This is a genomic window from Stenotrophomonas sp. 05L413, from assembly GCF_056397945.1.
The window spans coordinates 464,678-487,941 of record NZ_JBFTOL010000003.1 but is presented as its reverse complement, the minus strand read 5'-3'; the positions used below and the strand labels follow the sequence as shown (position 1 = coordinate 487,941).

22 protein-coding genes are annotated in these 23,264 nt (G+C 64.5%); 14 read left to right on the top strand and 8 right to left on the bottom strand.

The genetic code is table 11. The features are described 5' to 3' along the window. Positions 1 to 11: 11 nt before the first annotated feature. The 3 genes from AC1DIQ_RS09140 to aptA form a co-directional block, all read right to left on the bottom strand. Positions 12 to 1,304 (bottom strand): DUF445 domain-containing protein, encoded by a 1,293-nt coding sequence (locus AC1DIQ_RS09140; RefSeq protein ID WP_070426981.1) that lies wholly within the window; start codon positions 1,302 to 1,304, stop codon positions 12 to 14. A gap of 65 nt (positions 1,305 to 1,369) precedes the next feature. Continuing rightward, positions 1,370 to 2,245, bottom strand: coding sequence for a plasmid replication/partition related protein (locus AC1DIQ_RS09135; protein WP_478049896.1), 876 nt, complete (start codon positions 2,243 to 2,245; stop codon positions 1,370 to 1,372). 79 nt (positions 2,246 to 2,324) lie between these two features. Then, positions 2,325 to 3,689, bottom strand: a complete 1,365-nt coding sequence (gene aptA / locus AC1DIQ_RS09130) for an omega-aminotransferase AptA (protein WP_478049911.1) — start codon at positions 3,687 to 3,689, stop codon at positions 2,325 to 2,327. Between the two features lie 65 nt (positions 3,690 to 3,754). On the opposite strand from aptA, the gene AC1DIQ_RS09125 reads away from it, so the two are divergent. From AC1DIQ_RS09125 to AC1DIQ_RS09100, 6 genes are all read left to right on the top strand, one after another. Next, the gene (locus AC1DIQ_RS09125; RefSeq protein WP_478049895.1) at positions 3,755 to 4,321 is read left to right on the top strand and encodes a hypothetical protein; all 567 of its coding nucleotides are present in this window, start codon (positions 3,755 to 3,757) and stop codon (positions 4,319 to 4,321) included. Positions 4,322 to 4,414: 93 nt separating this feature from the next. Continuing rightward, entirely contained in the window at positions 4,415 to 4,615 is a 201-nt protein-coding gene (locus tag AC1DIQ_RS09120; RefSeq protein WP_147433896.1) for a hypothetical protein, read from the top strand. A gap of 174 nt (positions 4,616 to 4,789) precedes the next feature. Beyond that, on the top strand, positions 4,790 to 5,047 hold the full coding sequence (locus AC1DIQ_RS09115) for a hypothetical protein (protein ID WP_478049894.1): 258 nt from the start codon (positions 4,790 to 4,792) through the stop codon (positions 5,045 to 5,047). Positions 5,048 to 5,475: 428 nt separating this feature from the next. Then, complete coding sequence (locus AC1DIQ_RS09110) at positions 5,476 to 5,937, top strand: hypothetical protein (protein WP_282263763.1); 462 nt, start codon at positions 5,476 to 5,478, stop codon at positions 5,935 to 5,937. A gap of 23 nt (positions 5,938 to 5,960) precedes the next feature. Continuing rightward, positions 5,961 to 6,386: a hypothetical protein gene (locus AC1DIQ_RS09105; protein ID WP_478049893.1), complete on the top strand. Its 426-nt coding sequence runs from the start codon at positions 5,961 to 5,963 to the stop codon at positions 6,384 to 6,386. Positions 6,387 to 6,974: 588 nt separating this feature from the next. Next, positions 6,975 to 8,477: an aldehyde dehydrogenase gene (locus AC1DIQ_RS09100; protein WP_478049892.1), complete on the top strand. Its 1,503-nt coding sequence runs from the start codon at positions 6,975 to 6,977 to the stop codon at positions 8,475 to 8,477. A gap of 6 nt (positions 8,478 to 8,483) precedes the next feature. Here AC1DIQ_RS09100 and AC1DIQ_RS09095 read toward each other — a convergent pair whose 3' ends face one another. Then, complete coding sequence (locus AC1DIQ_RS09095; protein ID WP_478049891.1) at positions 8,484 to 9,116, bottom strand: hypothetical protein; 633 nt, start codon at positions 9,114 to 9,116, stop codon at positions 8,484 to 8,486. Positions 9,117 to 9,289: 173 nt separating this feature from the next. Here AC1DIQ_RS09095 and AC1DIQ_RS09090 point away from each other — a divergent pair, with 173 nt between their 5' ends. Next, on the top strand, positions 9,290 to 10,567 hold the full coding sequence (locus AC1DIQ_RS09090; protein WP_121041609.1) for an MFS transporter: 1,278 nt from the start codon (positions 9,290 to 9,292) through the stop codon (positions 10,565 to 10,567). Here AC1DIQ_RS09090 and AC1DIQ_RS09085 read toward each other — a convergent pair whose 3' ends face one another. Together AC1DIQ_RS09085 and AC1DIQ_RS09080 are read right to left on the bottom strand one after the other, a co-directional pair. After that, on the bottom strand, positions 10,568 to 11,029 hold the full coding sequence (locus tag AC1DIQ_RS09085) for a bacteriohemerythrin (RefSeq protein ID WP_152151837.1): 462 nt from the start codon (positions 11,027 to 11,029) through the stop codon (positions 10,568 to 10,570). Positions 11,030 to 11,099: 70 nt separating this feature from the next. After that, positions 11,100 to 12,446: a diguanylate cyclase gene (locus AC1DIQ_RS09080; RefSeq protein WP_121041613.1), complete on the bottom strand. Its 1,347-nt coding sequence runs from the start codon at positions 12,444 to 12,446 to the stop codon at positions 11,100 to 11,102. Between the two features lie 350 nt (positions 12,447 to 12,796). On the opposite strand from AC1DIQ_RS09080, the gene AC1DIQ_RS09075 reads away from it, so the two are divergent. Further along, positions 12,797 to 13,105, top strand: coding sequence for a hypothetical protein (locus tag AC1DIQ_RS09075; protein ID WP_478049890.1), 309 nt, complete (start codon positions 12,797 to 12,799; stop codon positions 13,103 to 13,105). Between the two features lie 142 nt (positions 13,106 to 13,247). Here AC1DIQ_RS09075 and AC1DIQ_RS09070 read toward each other — a convergent pair whose 3' ends face one another. Together AC1DIQ_RS09070 and AC1DIQ_RS09065 are read right to left on the bottom strand one after the other, a co-directional pair. Beyond that, on the bottom strand, positions 13,248 to 14,852 hold the full coding sequence (locus tag AC1DIQ_RS09070; RefSeq protein WP_478049889.1) for an MASE1 domain-containing protein: 1,605 nt from the start codon (positions 14,850 to 14,852) through the stop codon (positions 13,248 to 13,250). A gap of 490 nt (positions 14,853 to 15,342) precedes the next feature. Beyond that, positions 15,343 to 16,629 (bottom strand): NAD(P)/FAD-dependent oxidoreductase, encoded by a 1,287-nt coding sequence (locus AC1DIQ_RS09065; RefSeq protein WP_478049888.1) that lies wholly within the window; start codon positions 16,627 to 16,629, stop codon positions 15,343 to 15,345. Between the two features lie 197 nt (positions 16,630 to 16,826). Between AC1DIQ_RS09065 and AC1DIQ_RS09060 the strand changes: the two genes are divergently transcribed. The 6 genes from AC1DIQ_RS09060 to AC1DIQ_RS09035 all read left to right on the top strand — a co-directional run bounded on the left by AC1DIQ_RS09060 (position 16,827) and on the right by AC1DIQ_RS09035 (position 23,224). After that, positions 16,827 to 17,585: a gamma-glutamyl-gamma-aminobutyrate hydrolase family protein gene (locus AC1DIQ_RS09060; protein ID WP_478049887.1), complete on the top strand. Its 759-nt coding sequence runs from the start codon at positions 16,827 to 16,829 to the stop codon at positions 17,583 to 17,585. Continuing rightward, a complete protein-coding gene (locus AC1DIQ_RS09055; protein WP_123728825.1) occupies positions 17,582 to 18,979 on the top strand; it encodes a glutamine synthetase family protein in 1,398 nt (465 codons plus the stop codon). The genes AC1DIQ_RS09060 and AC1DIQ_RS09055 overlap by 4 nt, the downstream gene beginning before the upstream one ends. 132 nt (positions 18,980 to 19,111) lie before the next feature. Then, positions 19,112 to 20,218, top strand: coding sequence for a polyamine ABC transporter substrate-binding protein (locus AC1DIQ_RS09050; RefSeq protein ID WP_121041627.1), 1,107 nt, complete (start codon positions 19,112 to 19,114; stop codon positions 20,216 to 20,218). Between the two features lie 122 nt (positions 20,219 to 20,340). Next, entirely contained in the window at positions 20,341 to 21,474 is a 1,134-nt protein-coding gene (locus tag AC1DIQ_RS09045; RefSeq protein WP_121041629.1) for an ABC transporter ATP-binding protein, read from the top strand. Beyond that, positions 21,471 to 22,382 (top strand): ABC transporter permease subunit, encoded by a 912-nt coding sequence (locus tag AC1DIQ_RS09040; RefSeq protein ID WP_478049886.1) that lies wholly within the window; start codon positions 21,471 to 21,473, stop codon positions 22,380 to 22,382. The genes AC1DIQ_RS09045 and AC1DIQ_RS09040 overlap by 4 nt, the downstream gene beginning before the upstream one ends. Next, a complete protein-coding gene (locus AC1DIQ_RS09035) occupies positions 22,379 to 23,224 on the top strand; it encodes an ABC transporter permease subunit (RefSeq protein ID WP_121041633.1) in 846 nt (281 codons plus the stop codon). The genes AC1DIQ_RS09040 and AC1DIQ_RS09035 overlap by 4 nt, the downstream gene beginning before the upstream one ends. Positions 23,225 to 23,264 lie beyond the last annotated feature (40 nt).

The window sequence follows — 23,264 nt, the reverse complement described above, 5'->3', positions numbered from 1 at the left end:
CGGTTATCGCGTTACCAGTGGAACCATACCGTCAGTGCATGCAGGATCACGCCGATCAGGCCACCGACCAGGGTGCCGTTGAAACGGATGAACTGCAGGTCGCGGCCGACGCTCAGTTCCAGCTGCTCGACCAAGTGGCGTTCGTCCCAGCTTTTGACGGTCTGTGCGATGTGCTCGGTCACGCCGCTGCGCAGCCGCGTGGTCAGGCGCTCGGCACCGTCCATCAGGTGCTGGTTGAGCGCCTCGCGCAGCGACGGGTCGGCCTGCAGTGCCTCGCCCACCGAGGCCAGGCTGCGGCGCAGATGGCCGGCCAGTGCGGAGTCCTCGCTGGCCAGGTCGGCTCGCAGGCTGGCATGGATGCGCGCCCACAGGCCCTGCACGTACTCCTGCACGGCCGGGTGGTCAATCACCTGCTGCTTGAGCTGTTCCACCTTCTCGGCCAGGGCCGGGTCTTCGCGCAGCCGCTGGATGTAATCGCTCAGCCAGGTTTCGTAATCGCGCCGCAGCGGATGCTCGGGCTGGGCCAGGATCTGCTGCAGTTCTTCCAGCACCGCATGCGCCAGGCGCTCGGCGAGGGTGTCGCCGATCTCATCGATCGGTTTGACCCAGTTGACCGTGCTGGCCAGCTTGGGCCACTCGCGCTGGATGTAGCCCACGATCAACGTGGACGCGCGGTCTTTGACCTTCTCGTTACCCAGCCATTCGCTGATCCGGGTCAGGCCTTCGTCCAGCACGCGCTGGTGGCGGTTGTCGGCGGTGAGCAGGCCGAGCAGTTCCCCCGCGGTGGCGGCCGCATTCCATTGCCGCAGCTGCTGGATCACGAAGCCCTGAATGCTGCGCCGGACGGCCGCTTCATCGAGGAAGTCCAGCGCCTGCAGGGCCCAGCCGCGCGCCATGTCGGCCAGCATGCGGGCTCGCGCCGGCTCGGCCAGCCAGCTGCCCAGGCGGCTGGCTGGATCGAATACCTGCAGCCGGGCCAGCAGGGCCTGCGGTTCCAGGAACTGGTCGCGCACGAACAGCGCCAGGCTGTCGGCAATGCGGTCCTTGCTGCGCGGGATGATCGCGGTATGCGGGATGGGCAGGCCGAGCGGCCGACGGAACAGGGCCACCACCGCGAACCAGTCGGCCAGCGCGCCGACCGCGGCAGCCTCGCAGAAGGCCGAGACCCAGGCCCAGATGCCGCGTTCGCCGTGCCAGTGGCTGACCGCGAAGCCGGCCAGCATCGCCACCAGCATGGCCAGGGCGATCAGTTTGAGCCGACGCAGCTGGGCGCGGCGCGGGTCGGGAGGGGAGGTGGGCGTCATTGCGGCAGTTTAACGACCCCGGCATGAGCAACAGGTAGTGCCGGCCGCTGGCCGGCAACCACGCCTCAGATGTCCGCCACCTGCTTGCGCAGCGCGGCCAGCTGTTGGCGCAGGGTGTCGTTTTCCAGGGTCAGCGCGATGATGCGCTGGCGCAGCTCGGCCGGCCCTTCGCCCAGGGCGTTGAGCGCATCGGCGATCTCGGCGGCGCGGCTGGGGTCGGCCTCGGCCTCGCCGTCGGCACTGTGCAGCACCTCCTGGACCGGCTTGCGCGGCTTGCGCTTGGACTCGCGCACGCGCTTGGCGGCCTGCTTGAGCTCGTCCTTGCCGGCGGCGGCCGCGGCGCGCTGCTCGTCTTCGGGCAGATCAGCCACGGCGGCTGCGGCGCTGATCGAGATCACACCGGTCTTGACCGCTTCCACCAGCTCCGGTGCGGCCTGCTTGTGGATGCGCTCGATCATCGTCACCTGGCTGCTGCTCAGGCGCGCTTCGCGGGCCATGTCGGCGCGGCTGACCTTCGGCGCGGCGGCCCACGGCGGGCTGTCTTCGTCACCGGCATCGGCCGGCCCGCTGATCTCGCCGTCGCTTTCCTTCTGCAGCTGGGCCTGGTCGGCGCGGTGGCGCTCGGCCAGGATGTCGCGCTTGCGCAGCGCCAGCACGCCACGCTGGAAATCGGAGACGCTGCGGCGCCCCAGGTGCTGTTCGATCATCCACAGGTGGACGTCATCCATCGACTGGAAGCGGGTGTTCTGGATCGTCTGGAACGGCAGGCCGTGCTTCTGGCAGATGCCGTAGCGGTTGTGACCGTCCACCAGCACCTCGCCCCACAGCACCAGCGCATCGCGGCAGCCTTCGGCCAGGATGCTGCGCTCCAGCGCGTCGTGCTCGTCCTGCGTCAGCGGGTCGATGTAGGCCTTGAGTTCTTCTTTGACGACAATGTCCATGCAATCCGGTACGCGAGCGAAACGTGACCGACCATTGTAAGGATCGCGGCGGTCGCCGTCGTCGCCGGCGGATTCAGCCTCAGCCGGTGGCGCGGATCATCTCGCCCAGCACGTCCACGATCCGGTCGATGTGGCTGCGCTCCAGGATCAGCGGGGGGGACAGGGCGATCACATCGCCGGTGCAGCGCACCAGCAACTGACCATCGCGGAAGCAGCGCTCGAACACCTCGTAGCCACGCGCGCCCGGTGCGTCCTTGCGCGGCATGAGCTCGACCGCGCCGATCAGCCCGAAATTGCGGATGTCGACCACATGCGGCAGCCCGCGCAGGCTGTGCAGCCGCTCCTGCCAGTAGTCGCCCAGCTCTAGGGCGCGCTCGAACAGATGCTCCTCGGCGTAGGTATCCAGCGCCGCCAGGGCCGCTGCGCAGGCCAGCGGGTGGCCGGAATAGGTGTAGCCATGGAAGAACTCGATGGCGGCCGGTGGGCCCTGCATGAAGGCGCCGTGGAGCGCGTCGCTGGCCAGCACCGCGCCCATCGGCACCGCGCCGTTGGTCAGCCCCTTGGCCAGGGTCATCAGGTCCGGGGTAACCCCGAAGCGCTGCGCAGCGAAGGCGTTGCCGACCCGTCCGAAACCGGTGATCACCTCATCCAACACCAGCAGGATGCCGTGCTGGTCGCAGATCTCGCGCAGGCGCTGCAGGTACCCCGGTGCGGGCAGGATCACCCCGGCCGAGCCGGCGATCGGCTCGACGAACACCGCCGCGATCGTGGACGCATCGTGCAGTGCGATCAGGCGTTCCAGGTCTTCTGCGAGTTCGGCGCCGTGGCGCGGCAGGCCGGGGCTGAAGGCATTGCGCTCCAGATCGAGCGTGTGGCGCAGGAAGTCGCTGCCGGCCAACAGCGGCCCGAACGTCTTGCGGTTGTTGGGCAGGCCGCCGATCGACAGGCCGCCGAAGCCCACGCCGTGATAGGCCTTTTCGCGGCCGATGAAGCGGGTGCGGTGGCCCTCGCCGCGCAAGCGGTGGTAGGCCAGCGCGATCTTCATCGCGGTGTCGACTGCTTCGGAGCCGGAGTTGGTGAAGAACACATGGTTCAAGCTCGCCGGTGCCAGCGCAGCGAGGCGCTGGGCCAGCACGAACGGCAAGGGCGAGCCCATCTGGAACGGTGGCGCGAAATCCAGCGTGGCCGCCTGCTGCTGGATCGCCTGCACGATCCGCGGCCGCGCATGCCCTGCGTTGCAGCACCACAGGCCGGCCGCGCCATCCAGGATCGGACGGTCGTCGATGTCGTGGTAATACATGCCCTCCGCACGCACCAGCAGGCGCGGGGCGGCCTTGAACTGGCGGTTGGCGGTGAATGGCATCCAGTAGGCGTGGAGACTATCCGGCTGCGTGGTGGCCAGGACGCTGAGCGGCGGGGTCGGGGAGGGCATCGCAGACTCCAGAACGGCGGCGGTTGGTCCGACTGTAGCGTAGGGATGCTCCGCTCTGTCGTGTCGGACGACGGAAAATGAGCAGCAGGTTCAAGTGCCTCTCGGCGATTCCGCAAATGATTCACAGACGGAGTGGTTCGTCCGGCTTGAATCCAGATAAAAGCGGTGAACTGCTGCAGTCTGCACAACAATCGAAAAAAGGGGTGACGCCACCGCGGAATGAAGCGCAGGTGGATCACAAGACGCCGCGCGCAGCGGGTGGAACAAATGACCCAAAAAAACGCGCAGGTCCTGTCGAGGAAAGAAAACATACAGAAATCGGACAAAATAGAATGAGCAAGTTCAGTCAAGTTGGCCCAGCAATGGCGGCGATCGTTCGTGAGCATATTGCGAAATCAGGGGCGGTGATACTATGCGCAAATCGCGAGGTTCCAGAGGAACCCGCAGATAGCGGTTGGCAATTCTCTTGTGGTTCGATGGATGAAAATGTCGATGGCGCGGAGGTTTGGAGTGTTCGTGAGGTTCTGGATGTCGCGCCAGAGTTGGAGGTCTTTATCAATCTGCCGCCAGGTGTTGAGCTGAGTCGTGCTGGACCATCCAGCTTGTGGATTGCCACCAATACCGATGATCCTGTCAATGAGTGAACCGGGCAGTTCTTTGCATCGCTGAGGTGGGTGGCGGTCCTGGTGTGCCGCCGTGTAATCCATGTGAGTGATCCCGTGAGCATTGGAGCAATGATGCTGAAGAAGCTGCTCAAGACCTTCGCGATGATGGGGATTGCGCTCGCCATGGCGGCTCCCCACGCTCAGACGACGGTGCGCTACCTGCATACCGATGCGCTGGGTATGGTGGTGACGAAGACGGATGCCAACGGCAACGTTTGTCGAGCAGACTACGTTCGAGCCGTACGGGGCGATGGTGGTCGGCGCGGTGGCTGACGGCCCGGCGCGCCTTGTGAATAGCCCGGTGATAACTAAACATATGTGCAAGCTGAATGATTTTGTAGCAGGAGCGGCTGATAAGGGCTCTCCAGCGCCTCCCGCATCTTCGGCGGGTTTGGCCGGGGCGGCCGTGGGTGAGCGAATTGAGAGTATTGGCGGTGAGTAGCAACAATGAAGACGGTTAATAGCCTGTTTGGTGTAATGTTCATTGTTTACGGGTTGTGTTTGATTTTTGGAGTTGGCGGCCAGCCTGGATTTCTCAAGGTAATTGACTTGTCAATTGATCCGGTTGGGTTTGGTGCCTTCTTCTTGCTGCTTGGAGTATGGATTGTGATGAACGATAAGAGGGGGGCGCTTGATCAGACTGCTGTGGAAGTACTTCACTTCAATCTTGTTGATCTTATTCGGCTTGTCAGTCCTGATTGCTGATGCTGACAAGCCATACTCTGAGACAGTTCCGATAATTCTTGGTTCCTATCAAACCATTGTCGGGGCTGCTCTCCTGTTCGTTGGATTTTTGGTGGGATTCGCAATCCATCATTACTCAGGAGAGAGTAAGTGAGAGGGTGATCCCTCCGCTTTTAGCGGTCGCCAAAACTGGAACTACGCGCCCAGTGCAATCCTCTGCATTGGCGTGATACCGCCAATACTGCGCCGGGCCACACAACACGGAGCACGGCAACTGGCGGCCCCCGGCTACGCACACCCGTCTCACGTCATCCCGTGATGGCGCCGGGTATAACCTGGAACGACCAGACTTCTCAGATAAACCCAAACCGCCACCACCTCGTGACGACCTAAAGCGTTGAGAATGCACATGACAGGTTATCGAAGAATTTCTTTCAGATTGGAGAGGGATGAAGGCGGATATCCGCATTCTGATTACGAGCGACTGTGGATGGTTCCACTTCCTATGGGACAACGATGGGGACTTCGACAAGGCCAAAGCGCAAGTCGACAGGCAACATGCGACGGACCTTAAGGTGGCCGAGACAATTGTTGACTTCACTGCTGTGGGGCTAGTGAAAGATGCTGTTCAAGTGTCCGTTAAAGTTGCTAACGGTGAAGATGCTTTGGGGCAGGGAACTGGCTCTGTAACGGGTGAAGTAGCGGGTCAGGTGACGGAGAGAATTCTGGGCGGGAAAATAGGTAAAGGTGCTGCGCAAGCGGTTGGCGCCGTAGTCGGGAAAGCTGTCGGGGATACCGTTGAGGCCACAGTTGATCGATCTCGCGCTGGCAATTTTCCTGGTGTCTCAGCAGTTGGCAACTCAGACCCAGTGAAGCCATCCGAGCCTATAAATCTGCGTGACAAGCGATAATTTTGCCTTGAGTACGTTATAGGGTGAGCGCCTTGAATATTTCTAGAGTTATGTTGTTTGCGATTGTTCTTCTAGTACTGCGGGTTATTGTCAGTGCCGTGTTCGCCAGTCCAGGAGGGAGCGAAGACCTTACTGCGCAGCTTCTTCTGAGGCATTCGCTTGGCTATTTGTTGGACGCGGTCGTTGTGCTTGCAGTATTTGCGAGGTTGGCGCGAGTGCAGGTGCAGTCGCCGTACATTCATGCTTTTTGTGTAGTAGCGCTTCAAGAATTGTTAGGCTTTGCATTGCTGTTCGCAATTGGTGGGACTAATCCTGAGTCTCCGCTCTGGTTGCTGGATTGGACGGTCTTGGGGGTATCGGTTTTGCTGGGTACAGAGTTTGGGCGGCGTCGGCGTGTCATCGTCGAAAAGAAGGCAAAAAGCAGAGGTGCGTTGACTGGCCCCCCATAAAGCGCCTTGCAGCGACACGAAGCCCGCCGCGCAGGGGTGTCTGTTGTCGGTTTGGCCGGGATGGGCAATGCGGCAAGTTAGGCGTGAGTGTTGCTCTGGCGATGATTCTATGTGCATATCGCGAATATTTCATGGGGCGCAGATGGCATTTGGCAGTTCATTGCAGAGTAATAACTAAATATATCGATGGCGCAGAGGTTTGTCGTTTTCACGAGTTTCTTGCTGTTCCGCCGGGCGTGAATGCTTCCCAGTCTCCGGCCATGTGTGGAACTGAGTCGTGCTTGACCATCCAGCGTGTGGATCGCTACCGACACGAATGGTCCTGCCAACGAGTAAACGAGCCAGCGCTTTACAATGCTGTGGCGGCCTGCCACCGCCCGACGGCGGTGTGCTAGCTGCATGCCTATCCATGACGTACGGTCGTCGCGAAGACGAAGAAGGCCAATGGCAAGGTTGTGGAGCGGACTGCATTCGAGCCGTGTAGGGACGGCAACTGGCGGCCCCGGCTACGCACACGCGCCTCACGTCATCCCGTGACGGCTACGGGTATAACCGCCTTACCCGACTGAGTGGATGAGGACGACGCCGATGACCACCGCACGCACCCGCGACGACTGGCAGCGCCAGGCCGATGCACTGACCTTCCAGGGCCAGGCGTTCATCGATGGACGCTACGTCGACGCGGCCAGCGGCGCACGTTACGACTGCATCAGCCCGATCGATGGCCGCGTGCTGGTGCAGGTGGCCGATGCCGATACGGCGGACGTCGACCGGGCGGTCGCGGCGGCGCGGCGCAGTTTCGATGCGGGCGACTGGTCGCGGGCTGCGCCCTCTCATCGCAAGCAGGTACTGCTGCGGCTGGCCGATCTGGTCGAACAGCACGCCGATGCGCTCGCGTTGCTGGAGACCCTGGATATGGGCAAGCCGGTACGCGATGCGCGCGAGGGCGATCTGGCCGGTGTCGTGCGCTGCCTGCGCTGGACCGCCGAGGCGGTGGACAAGGTGTACGGCGAGGTTGCCCCGACCGCGCTGGATACGCTGGGCCTGATCACCCGCGAGCCGGTGGGCGTGGTGGCGGTGATCGTGCCGTGGAACTTCCCGCTGTTGATGGCGTCGTGGAAGATCGCCCCGGCGCTGGCGGCGGGCAATTCCGTGGTGCTCAAGCCCTCCGAGCGCTCGCCGCTGAGCGCGATCCGGCTGGCCGCGCTGGTGGCCGAGGCGGGGGTGCCCGATGGTGTCTTCAATGTGCTTCCCGGTCATGGTGAGCGGACCGGCGAGCCGTTGGCGTTGCACATGGATGTGGATGCGCTGGCGTTCACCGGTTCCACCGCCGTGGGTCGCCGGTTGCTGCAATGCGCCGGGCAATCGAATCTCAAGCGCACCTGGCTGGAGTGCGGCGGCAAGAGCCCGAACCTGGTGTTCGCCGACGCGCCCGATCTGGACAAGGCTGCGCAGGCGGCGGCCACCGCGATCTTCTACAACCAGGGCGAGGTGTGTACGGCTGGCTCGCGTTTACTGGTCCAGCGCTCGATCAAAGACGCGTTCGTGGCCCGGGTACTGGCGCATGGCCGGCATATGCAGCCGCAGCACCCGTTCGAACCGGACGCTGCGATGGGCGCATTGGTCGACGAGGCGCATGCGGGCCGCGTGCTGGGTTACGTGGCACGCGGCGAGGCCGATGGCGCGCGGCTGCTGCTGGGCGGCAAGCGGCTGGAGGTGGTGCCCGGTGGCAGCTACGTGGAGCCGACGGTGTTCGACGAGGTCGATCCGCAGCACACCATCGCCCGCGAGGAGATCTTCGGGCCGGTACTGTCGGTGCTGACCTTCGATCATGAAGACGATGCCCTGCGCATGGCCAATGATTCGATCTACGGGCTGGCCGCCGGGGTGTGGACACGCGACCTTTGCCGTGCGCATCGGGTAGCACGCGGGCTGCGCGCGGGCAGTGTGTGGGTCAATCAATGGGATGGTGGCGACATGACCGCCCCGTTCGGTGGCTACAAGCAGTCCGGCATCGGCCGCGACAAATCCCTGCATGCCTTCGACAAGTACACCGAGCTCAAGGCGACCTGGATTCATCTGGGCGGCTGACGCCGCTCAGCAGTCCTGGCTGTGGCGGATCAGCGACTCGCGCAGCAGGTCGCGATCCATTTCATCCACGGCGTTGCGCAGGTAGTCGATCTGCTGCCGCGTCAGGCGGCACGGGTCCACCGTGTAGCCCGGGGGCCAGGCGCCGATCAGCTGGAAGATGCCGTGCACGATCTGCTCCGGGGTCATCCCCGCCTTCATGCGGAAGCGCTTGGGTTTGGGCTGGAATGCCGGGTGTACCTCCCGGTCGCCCAGCCCACGCGGAACCAGCAAGGCGGCATCGATGCCGTTGCCCATCAGCGAGCCCGGCACGCTCAGGTCCAGTGCGGCGCGTGGCGCCTGCGGATCCACCGCCGCAGCATGTGATGCGATGGTGGGCGTGGCCACGCGTGGCCCAGGCAAACGCTGCGAGGCGGCGGGCTGCGGCATAGGGGGCGCGGGAGTCGCCAAGGGTGGGGGAACCGGCGCAGGCAACGGCCGCGGCAGCCAGTACACCGCCAGGCGGGCGTCCTCCGCGACGCCACCGGGCTGCGGTGAACGCAGCAGCACGCCCAGCATCAGCCCGTGCACAACGATCACCACCGCGATGGCGGCCGGCTGCGCCCAGCGCGAGGGGGCGGTACTCTTCCGTGAGGCTGACATCCGGGACCGTCCTGGTGGGGTGACCGCGGTCAGACCCTGCGGTGCCGGGGAAGTTCCTGCCCGATGCGCAGGCCGCCGACCCGGTCACAGGCTGACAGTCTCGTCTGCAACCATTGCGGCAGCCAGCGGAAGGCCGTGGCAGAATCCGGCAGCTGCCTTTTTCTGCGTACCCGATGTCCACACCTGCTGTCGCCCCTGTCGTGAACTCTCCCCGCCGCATCCTGCTGGCGAGCCTGATCGGCACCACCATCGAGTTCTTCGATTTCTATATCTACGCCACGGCGGCGGTGCTGGTGTTCCCGCACCTGTTTTTCCCGGAGAGCAGCGATGGTGCGGCGATGCTGCAGTCGCTGGCGACCTTCGCGGTGGCCTTCATCGCGCGGCCGGTCGGCTCGGCGGTGTTCGGTCACTACGGTGACCGCATCGGGCGCAAGGCGACGCTGGTCGCTGCGCTGCTCACGATGGGCATCTCCACCGTGGCGATCGGCCTGCTGCCCACGCATGCCAGCATCGGGTTGGTGGCGCCGGCCCTGTTGGCGCTGTGCCGCTTCGGCCAGGGCCTGGGGCTGGGTGGGGAGTGGGGCGGCGCCGTGCTGCTGGCCACCGAGAATGCGCCGCCCGGCAAGCGCGCCTGGTACGGCATGTTCCCGCAGCTGGGCGCACCGCTGGGCTTCCTGCTTTCGGCCGGCATCTTCCTGCTGCTGGGCCGCGCGATGAGCGAGGCCGACTTCCTGCAGTGGGGGTGGCGCGTGCCGTTCCTGGCCAGTTCGCTGCTGGTCGGCATCGGCTTGTGGGTACGCCTGAACATCCACGAGACCCCGCAATTCCAGGCCGCGCTGGACCGCAACGAGCGGGTCAAGCTGCCGATGTGGACGGTGCTGCGCGAACATCCGCTGACGCTGGTGCTGGGCACCCTGGGGGCATTCGCCACCTTCGTGCTGTTCTACCTGATGACGGTGTTCACCCTCGGCCATGGCACCACCGTGCTCGGCTACTCGCGCGAGCAGTTCCTGCTGCTGCAGATGGTCGGCATCCTGTTCTTCGCCGCCGGCATTCCCATTTCAGCCTTGTATGGCGACCGCTGGGGCACGCGCCGCACGATGATCGTGGCCAGCGGCCTGATCCTCGCCTTCGGCGTGGTGTTCGCGCCGCTGTTCCAGGCCGGCAGCCCGTGGCTGGTGCTCGGATTCCTGGCGCTGGGGCTGTTCCTGATGGGCCTGACCTACGGCCCGTGCGGCACCTTCCTGGCCGAGATCTACCCGGTGCAGGTGCGCTATACCGGCGCCTCCTTGTCGTTCAACCTGGCCGGCATTCTCGGTGCCGCACCGGCGCCGTATGTGGCCACCTGGCTGGCCGAGCGCTATGGCCTGGTCGCGGTGGGCTATTACCTGTGCGTGACCGCACTGGTCACCATCGTTGCCTTGCTGGCGATGGGGCGGCGCGGGCGCTGATCAGCGGAAGAAGCGCTTGAGCGTGCGGCCCAGCCAACTACCCTGCTGGTGGTCGCGCGCGAACTGGTTGAGGTGCTGTTTGACCTGCGGCGCGTACGCCTTGTCATCGCCACGGATATGGTTGAACAGCCAGCGCGACAGCATCGTACGCAGCTCTTCGGTGATGTCCTCACCGGCCTGGAAACGGAGCCGGTACTCGCCCACGCGCTTGCCGAAGATCTCGTGCACACGCTTGTGCGCCGAACAGAACGGGTACCCGGCTTCCTCCATCAGTTCTTCTTCGAAGGCGAAGTGGGACATCGTGTAGTCCACCAGTTCGTCGATGACCTCGGCCACGGCCAGCCGCTCCAGGCTCTTCTGGGCGACGTGCAGGTGGTTGAGCATCTCCACGATGCGCATGTGCTGGTGATCGATGACATCGATACCGATGTTCAGATCGTCCTGCCAGACCAGAAGTGCCATGGTGCGTTCCCCGCGCTGTTCAACTGGGGGCGACTCTAGGCAGTCGCGGCCGGGGCCGCGTTGATCTCGATCAAGGCGCCAAGGCAGGCTCGCGCTGGCGTGGGCCGGTCGCCACGGTAGCGCAGTGGACGCGATTGCGGCCGCCGGCCTTGGCCAGGTACAGCTGCCGGTCGGCCTCGGAAATCAGCCGGTGCAGGGAATCGCGCTGCGGCCGCAGGCAGCACAGCCCGATGCTGACCGTCATGCGCAGGGTGGTGTGGCCCAGGTCGACCTCCAGCGCGGCGATGGTCTGGCGCAGTTCGTCGAAGTACTGCACGGCCTGCACTTCATCCATGCCCGGTACCAGCAGGCAGAACTCCTCGCCCCCGAAGCGCGCGATCAGATCGTCCTCGCGCGCATGCTGGGCCACCGCTGCGGCCACCGCGCGCAGCGCATCGTCGCCGGCCTCGTGGCCATGGGTATCGTTGATGTGCTTGAAGTGATCGATGTCGATCATCGCCACCGCGACCTGTTCACCGTCCAGGTGAAGCTGCGGCAGCTGGCGCTGACTCTGCTCCAGGAAGCAGCGACGATTCGGCAGGCCGGTCAGGAAATCGCGGGTGGCCAGGTCCTGTAGCGTGCCGATCAGCTCGAGCTGATCCACGTTCTGCGAGACGCGGCAGAAGAACTCCTCGCGCGAGAAGGGCTTGCGCAGGAAATCGTTGGCGCCGTTCTTGAGGAAGCGCGGAATCAGCGACGGATCGGTATTGCCGGAAATCCCGATCACGGCGAGCTTGTCGCGCGAGCGCATCGTGCGCAGACGGCGGGTGAATTCCACCCCCTCCATGCCGGGCATTTCCTGGTCGACCACGGCCAGCCGGATCGCCGGGTGGGCCTCGATCGCCTTGAGTCCCTCGGCACCGTCGGCGGCCTCGTAGACGTCGTGCCCGTACATGCGCAGCAAGGAGGCGGCGTACATCCGTGCCGACATCGAGTCGTCCACCACCAGCGCGGCAATGCGCCGGTTGCGCTCCAACCGCTGCACCAGCCACACCAGATAATCGATGCTGCCCGGAGTGTTCTTGAGCACGTAATCGATGATCTGCTGCTGCAGCACGCGCTTGCGCAGATCCTCGTCATACACGCCGCTGACCACCACCGTGGGCAGCCCGCGCGACAGGAAGTAGTCCACCACGGTATCGCGGTCGCCATCGGCCAGCACCAGCCCGGTCAGGACCAGGAACCAGCCCTGTTCCTCATCCAGCAACCGCCCGGCCTCGGCCAGGCTGGTCGCCACCGAGACCGGCAGCTCCAACCGCTGCTCGATCGCCTCGCGCAGCATGCTGGTGAACGTGCGCGAGTTTTCCACCAGCAGGATCCGCTGGGGCAGGGCATCACCGGGGTCGCTGAGAACAGCGCCCTGCAACAGTGCCGGCATGAGGCGTACGCTCGATTCCGAGTGGGTCGGGACTGGTAGCGGCCGTTTCACATGCAACTTTAGGGGGAGGGGGTGCCGCGCAATGTCGCAGCCTCCGCCTGGCTGCCGTGTGGCTCGTCGTCCTGTGCTGGCGGCTCAGGCGGTCCCCGTTTGCTCGATGGACGTCCGCTTACGGTTACTATCGCTGAAGTTCCCCTCGACGTTTTAATCAGGAGGTAAATGTGCGCATTCCAAGGATTGTGGGTGTTGTGGGTGTCGTTATTCTCGCGTCGGTTCCAATGGTTGGAATGGCGCAGTCAGATAGTCACGGAACTCCTCTGGCGAGAAGTGGACTCGGCCAGGCACAACCCATGGCTGTCAACTTAAGTCAGGATCCGAACTGGCTCGTGTACGGATTCCAGCGAGACGGTATCTCGTATTTCCAGGTGAATGATCTTGCCGGGCGTGTGCAGGTAATCATCGGGAATACCGATGATGTGTTCTGGACATTGCCCGCCGGCGACGGCCGGGCTCGGGTTTCGTTGCCGATGCAGCAAGTACGGCATTCCACGAACGCATCACGCGTCGAAGTGTATCGGGGGCCCAAATTCTCGTTGGTGCGCTACGGACACGGCGGCGACGCCGTGTGGGCTGTCGAAGCCAAGGATGACCTGAACTAGGAACTCGCTGACAGGTCAGTCATGACGTGCTGTCATCCCAAGGGTGACAGCACGTTGTTCAATGAAAAGCTGGTGCAACGGGCCGTCCAGTAGCTGACCTTGGTCATCGGGAGCGAGCGCAGAAGCATGCGTCAGACCGCGATTAGGTCAACGCTTTGCTATTGTCCACGTCAGATGTTCCGCGGCCCGCCGAGTGGTAGCGGGCGGCTCTGTTGGAGGAGCGTGTTGGTGCTTCCGTGAGCACCATTCTGATCCGGTTGCGACGGCACTGCACGACGCCGCCATATGCGAGAGGCAGGCCGGCCAAGCGTTCATCTGCCATAGCGATAGTCGTCTCAGACAATCCACTTCCAGAATCAAGACGAGCGACCACCACGAGGATTCCCCGCTGCGGTCCGAAGCGTCCGCAGCGCGCGCGAACCAATACCTGTCCCTTCTCATGCTCCAGCAGAAGGGATACGGCATCGGTCAGTGCGCGATAGGCAGCCAGCTGCAGGCCATTGCTCAGCATGCAAGGGTCGCCCTCCAGCCGAGGCCGGGTCACCCGGTCGCTCTTCTCCCACGCTTCGCGCACGCCACCGGTCTGCAGGGCTACATAAAGACCCAGTTGGTCCAAAGTGGTGGGATAGACCATGCTTGCCTGCTCCCGAAACAGGCGCGAATGCACCGTTGCAGTGTGCAGCAGGCCGCTGGCGATTTCATGATGTCCATGCAGCTTCAACCAGTTCACGACTTCGTTGAGGGAGACATCAATGCCATCTCCAAGCTTCCGGAGGCTAAGCGCACGCTCGCGCAGACCGTTTTCCCTCGCCATATGGGAGTTTCTGGCCAGCTTGATAGCGTTCTTCTCACCATCGTCCCGGATTCGGTAGCGGTGATAGTAATGAGTGATCCGGGAGCCGAACATCAGTAACGCGGCACCTGCAATGGCCATGATCATCTGCGTGGTAAACGTCGAGGGATCAAATGCCGACGGATAGGGCTTGGGCGTGGTAAGACCAATGATCAGATTAAGTGTTGGCACCGCCACTGCTGCGCCACGCCAGCCGAGCAGGCACGTCAGTGCAATGGCCGGGAGCGCCATGAACAGCTGCAGGCTGCTCTTGGCTGTGGGCGATTCCGCAGGGGTCAGCGTCATGCATATGCCTAACATGATCATCAAGGCGAGTGCGGCAATGATTGGCGTGAGTAATCTGCTAGTCCATGCCGGCTCCGTGTGCCGCTTTGCCCAAAGCAAGGCCAGCGGCGCCACGGTCAGGATCCCGATGAAGTCACCTACGATGTAGCGCGCGATGCCAGTGAGCAATGGCATATCCGGCGTTGTCCAAAGCAATTCCGCCAGAGCAAGATTGATTGACGTAACGGCTACGGCGGATGCCGCGCCAACTGAGAGCAACCAGGCCTGCGTGGTGGCGGCCATCATCTTGCGATGCAGTCGCACGATCATTGCCACCGTGGGCATCAGCGAGACGGAGGCGAGAACGACCCACGTCAGCCCGTACTTCTCCACCATCGGGTAACGCATCTGGGCGAAGTAGGCGTACTCACCCAGGAACAGATAGGGCCACAGTCGTGGTGGACAGAGCAGGAGTGCAGCCACGCGTATGCCAGCAGGCAGGTAGAACTGGTCGAGGGACAACTTGCGCGCGCCCCAACATGCAAAGGCGTAGATGACGGCAAGAACAAGCCCGATCGGCTCGATGCGCAGATTCACCTGAAGTCCATTTTTCCACCATTCTCCTCGCACCGGCTCCCCCTGTTCGTGCCTTCAACGTCCCTGTGTATCAATGCCGCGATCAGATTGGACGGTATATATACGCGCCGGATTATGCAATTGCGCAAGTGGTCCGGCGTGATGGCGCGCACAGCGTATGGATACACATGTAGACACGTGTCACGCCCATGGGCGTGACAAATATCTCATTTTTTTATGAAACTCTTCACGCCGGTCATGGGGGCCGCATTCGAGCTGCGCCGCGGACATGCAGATGACTCCCCGTGGTTGAGGAGTGCCAATCTCTGCCACTGAGGGCATTGATATGACGCATTCTCCACACTTCGCTGGTCTGTGACGCGCGGCGTGCACAGCACGGCAAGCGCTCCCATACCATCTGCTGGCACTCGCCGTTCTGGAGCTGCCGGGAAATGGAAAGCCCGTTTTCAGATCCCGCGCCGTGTCTCACTTTTCCAACGTGGCACCCTCGCCGAGCCCGCCACCCCGAAAGCCCCTTAAGCCCTCACCACAACGCGTCCCGCAGTTTGCACCAGGACATCGCCGCCACCAGCAGCGGGGTCCGCAGCATGCGCCCGCCGGGGAAGGGCCGGTGGGGAATGCGTTCGAACACATCCAACCGCTCTGCCTGCCCGGCGATGGCTTCGGCCAGCACCTGGCCCGCCAGGCCCGCCGCGGCAACACCGTGGCCCGAGAAGCCCTGCGCGAAATAGACATTCGGGGTCAGTCGGCCCCAGTGCGGGGCGCGGTTGCGGGTGATGTCCACATAGCCGCCCCACACGTACTCCAGCTCCACGTCGGCCAGCTGCGGAAACACCGCGCGCATGCGCCGGGTCATCACACCGCGCAGGCCAGGCGGGGGCAGGGCGGAGTAGCTGGCTTGGCCGCCGAACAGCAGGCGGTGATCGCGGCTGAGGCGGAAATAGTCCAGTGCCCAGCTGACGTCGGCCACCGCCATGCCGTTGCGGATCAGCGATTCCGCCCGCGCCTGCCCAAGGACCGCACTGGCGCCGATATAGGTGCCGACCGGCATGATCCGCGATTCCAGCTCCGGCGCGATGCCCTCCAGCCAGGCGTTGCCGGCGATCACCACGTGGTCGGCGCTGACCGTGCCGTGTGCGGTACGCAGCTGCGGCCGGGGCCCGCGGATCAGCTGCAGGACCGGGGACTGCTCGTGGATCACCGCGCCGGCCGCCTCCGCGGCACGGGCCAGCCCCTGCGCGTAGGCCAGCGGATGCAGGTGGCCGCTGTGGGGATCGAACATCGCCCCGCGATAGCGGGGGCTGTCCAGCTGCCCGCGCAGCTGCGTGCGGTCCCACCATTGCAGGGGATAGGCGTAGCGCTGGGCCAGATCGATCAGCCCGGCGCGCAGCATGCGCTCCTGGCGGGGTTTGATCGGCACGCTGGCGTGGCCATCGCGCCAATCGCACTCGATCTGGTGATGGGTGATGCGATCACGCAGCAGGCGCATGCCATCGCGCGAGAACTCGAACAGCGCCCGCGCGTCTTCAGCACCCACCAGATGCTCGAGCGTATCCACTTCGCAGCCGTAGCCGACGATCGCCTGGCCACCGTTGCGGCCGGACGCACCCCAGCCCACGCGGTGCGCCTCCAGCAGCACGACGCGATAACCGCGCTCGGCCAGGGTCAGGGCGGCGGACAGGCCGGTGTAGCCGGCACCCAGCACGCAGACATCGGCGCTGAGATCGCCCGTCAACGGTTCACGTAGCGGCGCGCCCGGCACGCTGTCGGCGTACCAGCTGGGTGCATGCGCCTCGCCGGCAGCCGTCATGCCGGGCACCGGCGGGAAGAGGACAGGACAACAATCATGGACAAAGGATGCCAGCAACCGGCGCGCGGGACAGGGGTCAGTCTGTCGCAGCTACTGCCGCCGGCGTGTGAGGGGCGCGCGCGCCGGCGGTGGCGCGCTGTGTTGCGCGAGGTCTGCGCACGGGGGTAACGTGGCTGCAGGTCATCCGAGCATGACGCATGGTCTCGCCCCCTTGGGTCGGCCTGCCCACCGACAGCACGATGCTGGGCCATCACCGCTTCGCGGCGGCGGGTGAGAAGTACATCCGCGCGCTGGCCGAAGCGGCCGGTGTTACCCCGGTGCTGCTGCCCAGCCTGCAGCCGCCGTTGCCGGCCGCGCATTGGCTGGACCGCCTGCACGGCCTGCTGCTGACCGGCGCGGTGAGCAATATCGAACCGCATCTGTATGCCGGGCCCCCGAGCTGGCCCGGCAACCGCCATGATCCGGCGCGCGATGCGAACGCGCTCTCCCTGTTGCATGAGGCGCTGGCCCGCGACCTGCCCGTGCTGGCGATCTGCCGGGGTTTCCAGGAATTGAACGTCGCGCTCGGTGGCAGTCTGCACCCGCGCGTGCACGCGGTGCCGGGCATGAACGATCATCGTGAAGACCCGGAGGCGCCGGTCGAGGTGCACTATGGGCCGGCGCATGCGGTCCAGCTGTGTGAGGGTGGTTGGCTGGCCGGCTGGGCCGGCGCGCCCACGGCACGGGTCAATTCCGTGCACGGGCAGGGCATCGATCGTTTGGCCGAGGGCCTGCAGATCGAGGCCGTCGCTGAGGATGGCCTGATAGAAGCCGCCCGCAGCACCGCGCATCGTTTCGTGCTCGGGGTGCAGTGGCATCCGGAGTGGCGGGTGGCCGACAATTCGTTCTATCACAGCATTTTTCACGCTTTCGGCGATGCTTGTCGCCGCAACTCTCTTACAGCAGACCGGTCATGACCACCCGAACGCGTTCGCGCAAAGCCGCCGCCCCCAAGCCTGTTCCGCAGGAGAGCACGCTGCTGCGCTGGCTCAAGGACCGGCGTATCACCGAGGTGGAGTGCCTGGTGCCGGATATCACCGGCAACGCGCGCGGCAAGATCATTCCGGCCGACAAGTTCTCCCACGATTACGGCACCCGCCTGCCGGAGGGCATCTTCGCCACCACGGTCACCGGCGAATTCCCGGACGACTACTACGAGCTGACCTCGCCCTCGGACTCGGACATGATCCTGCGCCCGGATGCCGATACGGTACGGATGGTGCCCTGGGCGACCGATCCGACCGCGCAGGTCATCCACGACTGTTTCACCAAGACCGGTGAGCCGCATGAGCTGGCCCCGCGCAATGTGCTGCGGCGCGTCCTCAATGCCTATGCCGAACTGGGCCTGCGCCCGGTGGTGGCACCGGAGCTGGAGTTCTTCCTGGTCCAGAAGAACACCGACCCGGATTTCCCGCTGCTGCCGCCGGCCGGCCGCTCCGGGCGTCCTGAAACCGCGCGCCAGTCGTACTCGATCGATGCGGTGAACGAGTTCGATCCGATCCTCGATCTGATGTATGACTACTGCGATGCGATGAAGCTGGACGTGGATACGCTGATCCATGAATCCGGCGCCGCACAGCTGGAGGTCAACTTCACCCACGCCAATGCGATGGATCTGGCCGATCAGGTATTCCTGTTCAAGCGCACCATGCGTGAGTCGGCGATGCGCCACGGCATCTATGCCACCTTCCTGGCCAAGCCAATGGAGAACGAGCCGGGCAGTGCGATGCATATCCACCAGAGCCTGCTGCGGATCAGCGATGGCAGCAACGTATTCACCGGCGAGCATGGCGGTGAGGATTTCAGCCCGTTGTTCGGCCATTACCTGGCTGGCCTGCAGAAGTACGTCCCGGCGGCGATGGCGTTTTTCGCTCCGAACGTGAACTCCTACCGCCGGCTGATGTTCGGCGAGGTTTCCCCAAGCAACGTGCACTGGGGCTTCGACAACCGCACCTGCGGGCTGCGCGTGCCGCTGGATACGCCGGAGAACATGCGGGTGGAAAGCCGGTTCGCCGGTTCGGATGCCAACCCCTACCTGGCCATCGCCGCGACCCTGGCGGCTGGGCTGCTGGGCATCCGCGAGCAAGGCTCCCCGACCGCGCCGATCAGTGGCAGCGCCAAGGAGCTGGGCTATGACCTGCCGCGCTCGCTGGGCGAGGCGCTGGACGGGCTGGAAGGCTGCCCGGAACTGCGCGAGATGCTCGGCGAGCGCTTCTGCCGCGCCTACGTGTCGGTCAAGCGCAAGGAGTACGAGACCTTCTTCCGGGTGATCAGCTCCTGGGAGCGCGAGTTCCTGCTGCTCAACGTCTGACCCGAGGCACCTGATCCGGCATGGCCGTGAGGGCCATGTGCTGGGAAAATGGGGGCATGCCCGGTAGGCTGGCACCCGTTGCGCCGGTCCGGCCGGTTCCCCCCAACTCGCACCTGACCTGTGGAGAGTCCGATGAAGCTGCGAATCCTCACCCTCGGCATTGCCGTATCCGTGCTGACCGCCTGTGGCGGCGGTGACAAGCAGGACGACGCCAAGGTGCTGAACGTCTACAACTACAGCGATTACATCGCCGAAGACACCATCCCGAACTTCGAAAAGGCCACCGGCACCAAGGTGACCTATGACGTGTTCGACAGTGATGAGATGGTCGAAACCAAGCTGTTGGCCGGCAACAGCGGCTATGACGTGGTGGTGCCAACGCTGAACTTCTTCGGCCGCCAGATCAAGGCCGGCGTGTTCCTGCCGCTGGACAAGAGCAAGATCCCGAACCTGGCCAATCTCGACCCGGAGGTGATGAAGCGCATCGCCCAGCAGGACCCGGGCAACGAGTACGGCGTGCCGTACATGATCGGCACCACCGGCATCGGCTACAACGTGGAGCTGCTCAAGCAGCGCTTCGGTGGCAGCACCGACATCGCCAACAGCTGGGATCTGATCTTCAAGCCGGAAAACATCGCCAAGATGAAGGACTGCGGGATCACCATCCTGGATACGCCGTCGGACATGATCCCGATCGCACTGCACTACCTGGGCGAAGATCCGCACAGCCAGGACCCGGTCACGCTGGAGAAGGCCGCCGCGCTGCTCAAGACGATCCGCCCGTACGTGCAGAACTTCCACTCCTCGCAGTACGTGGGCTCGCTGGCCAACGGCGGCACCTGCCTGGTGGTGGGCTGGTCCGGTGACATCATCCAGGCGCGTGACCGTGCAGCTGAAGCCTCCAATGGCGTGACCGTGGCCTACTCGATCCCGCGCGAAGGTGGCCCGCAGTGGTTCGACATGCTGGCCATCCCCAAGGATGCCAAGCACCCGGAGGCCGCCTACGCCTTCATCAACTACCTGCTGGAGCCGAAGGTCGCCGCGGCCAACACCAACTTCATCCATTACGCCAACCCGGTGACCGCGGCCACGCCGCTGGTGGACGAATCGATCCGCACCGACCCGACCATCTACCCGCCGGCCGATGTGGCGGCGAAGATGTTCACCTATTCGATCAACACGCCGGAAGTGGACAAGCTCTACACCCGGTTGTGGACCGAGGTGAAAACCGGGCGCTGACCGCCCCCGCGACGCCGGCCCCGCGCCGGCGTCGTCGTTTCAGGGGGTAGGACATGACGCGGCCACCACCGGTAAAATGGCATTCTCCCCCCGTCCCGCCGCCGCTCCCGGAGCCGCTGACCATGCCATTTGAAGCCAAGCCGGAAGGCGCGGTCCTGCCGGTCCTGGAACCGGGCTACCTGTCCATCCGCGCGCTGCGCAAGGAGTTCGACGGCTTCGTCGCGCTCGACGACGTCACCCTGGACGTGCGCAAAGGCGAGATATTCGCGCTGCTGGGTGGCTCGGGCAGTGGCAAATCGACGCTGCTGCGCTGCCTGGGCGGCTTCGAGACCCCCACCCAGGGCACCATCGACCTGGACGGCCAGCGCATCAACGCGCTGCCGCCGTACCAGCGCCCGATCAACATGATGTTCCAGTCCTACGCGCTGTTCCCGCACATGACGGTGGAGCAGAACATCGCTTTCGGCCTGAAGCAGGACGGCATGGCGCGTGATGCGATCAACCGCCGTGTCGGCGAAATGCTGGAGCTGGTGCAGCTGGGCAAGCTGGCCAAGCGCAAGCCGCACCAACTCTCCGGCGGTCAGCAGCAGCGCGTGGCGCTGGCGCGGTCGCTGGCCAAAGGCCCGAAGCTGCTGTTGCTGGATGAGCCGATGGGCGCGCTGGACAAGAAGCTGCGCTCGCAGATGCAGCTGGAGCTGGTCAACATCATCGAGACCACCGGGGTGACCTGCGTGATGGTCACCCACGATCAGGAAGAGGCCATGACCATGGCCACCCGGATCGCGGTGATGGATGCCGGCTGGATCCAGCAGGTCGGCAAGCCGGATGAAATCTACGAGCAGCCGGCCAACCGCTTCGTGGCCGAGTTCATCGGCTCGGTGAACCTGTTCGATGGCGTGCTCGATGAGGACCTGCCCGAGTACGTCACCGTGCGCACGCCGCTGTTCCCCGCACCGATCTACGTCGCCCACGGCATCACCGGTTACGAAGGCCAGCCGGTGGCGTTCGCGCTGCGCCCGGAGAAGGTGATGATCGGCAAGGACGAGCCGGCCGGGGATACCAACAAGGCCCAGGGCGTGATCGAGGAGATCGCCTACTTCGGCAGCCACTCGGTATTCCATGTGCGCCTGCCGAGCGGGGCCAAGGTGCTGTCCAACTTCGCCAATTCGCAGCGCTGGGCCAGCGATGGCCTGACCTGGGGTGACGCCGTCTGGGTGCACTGGCGCGACAACGACGGCGTGGTGCTGACCTCATGAGCGCGACCGGCTGGAAGCGCTGGCTCCCGGGCACGCGCGCCGGCGTGATCGCCGCGCCGTACCTGTGGCTGCTGCTGTTCTTCGCGGTGCCGTTCGTGATCATCCTGATGATCTCCTTCGCCCGCAGCCAGGTCGGCTCGCCGCCGTACACCTGGCTGCTGGAGTACGTGGACGGCGCGTTCTCGCTCAAGCTCAACCTCGGCAGCTACGCGGCCCTGGTCAAGGACAACCAGTACGCGCTGGCGTACCTGAGTTCGATCAAGATCGCGGTCATCTCGACCCTGCTCACGCTGCTGATCGGCTACCCGATGGCCTACGTGATCTCGCGGATGAGCCCGGCCGCGCGCAATGTGGCGATGATGCTGGTGGTGCTGCCTTCGTGGACCTCGTTCCTGATCCGCGTGTATGCCTGGATCGGCATCCTGGACCGCAATGGCCTGCTCAACCAGCTGCTGCTCAAGCTCGGCCTGATCGATGCGCCGCTGCAGATCCTGTACACCCCGACCGCCGCCTACATCGGCATCGTGTACTGCTACCTGCCGTTCATGGTGCTGCCGCTGTACGCCAATCTGGTCAAGCTGGACAACCGCCTGCTCGAAGCCGCCTACGACCTCGGCGCCAAGCCGTGGCAGGCCTTCGTGCGGATCACACTGCCGCTCTCGCGCACCGGCATCATCGCCGGCTGCATGCTGGTGATGATCCCGGCCGTGGGTGAGTTCGTGATTCCGGAAATGCTCGGCGGGCCGGATACGTTGATGATCGGCCGCGTGCTGTGGGGCGAGTTCTTCAACAACCGTGACTGGCCCACGGCCTCGGCGGTGGCGATCGTGATGCTGGCCCTGCTGCTGGTACCGATCCTGCTGTTCAACCGCATGCAGCAGCGCGAGCTGGAAGGAAAGCTGGCATGAGCATGGTGCGCAGCAACCGCTGGTTGGGCTGGAGCCTGCTCGGGCTGGGCTTCGCCTTCCTGTACCTGCCGATCCTGTTGTTGATGGTGTACTCGTTCAACGCCTCCAAGCTGGCCACGGTATGGTCGGGCTTCTCCACGCGCTGGTACGGCGAGCTGTTCAACAACCGGCAGATCCTGGACGCGCTGTGGATCAGCCTCAAGGTCGCGTTCTGGACGGCCTGCGCGGCCACCGTGCTGGGCACGATGGCGGCGATGGTGATGACCCGCATGCGCCGCTTCCCGGGCAAGACCGTGTTCGGTGCGTTGATCACCGCGCCGCTGGTGATGCCCGAAGTGATCCTGGGCTTCTCGCTGATGACCCTGCTGGTGGCGATGGGCGGCATTCCCGGTTTCCCCAGCCGCGGCGTGACCAGCATCTGGATCGCGCATGTCACCTTCACCCTGTCCTTCGTGACGGTGGTGGTGTCCTCACGCCTGCAGGAGCTGGACCGCTCGCTGGAGGAAGCCGCGATGGATCTCGGCGCGAGCCGGTTGAAGGTGTTCTTCCAGATCACCCTGCCGATCATCGCCCCGGCGCTGGTGGCCGGCTGGCTGCTGGCGTTCACGCTGTCGCTGGATGACGTGGTGATCGCCAGCTTCGTCGCCGGCCCGAACTCGACCACCCTGCCGATGAAGGTGTTCTCCTCCGTGCGGATGGGCATCAAGCCGGAGATCAACGCGCTGGCCACCTTGATGGTGCTGGCGGTGTCGATCGCGGCGGTGGTGGGCTGGTACATCACCTCCCGCGCCGAGAAACGCCGCCAGCGCGACATGCAGATGGCGCTGCAGGACCCCAGCTGAACGTCATCCCGATCCGGCAACATCCGGATCACGGGGCCGG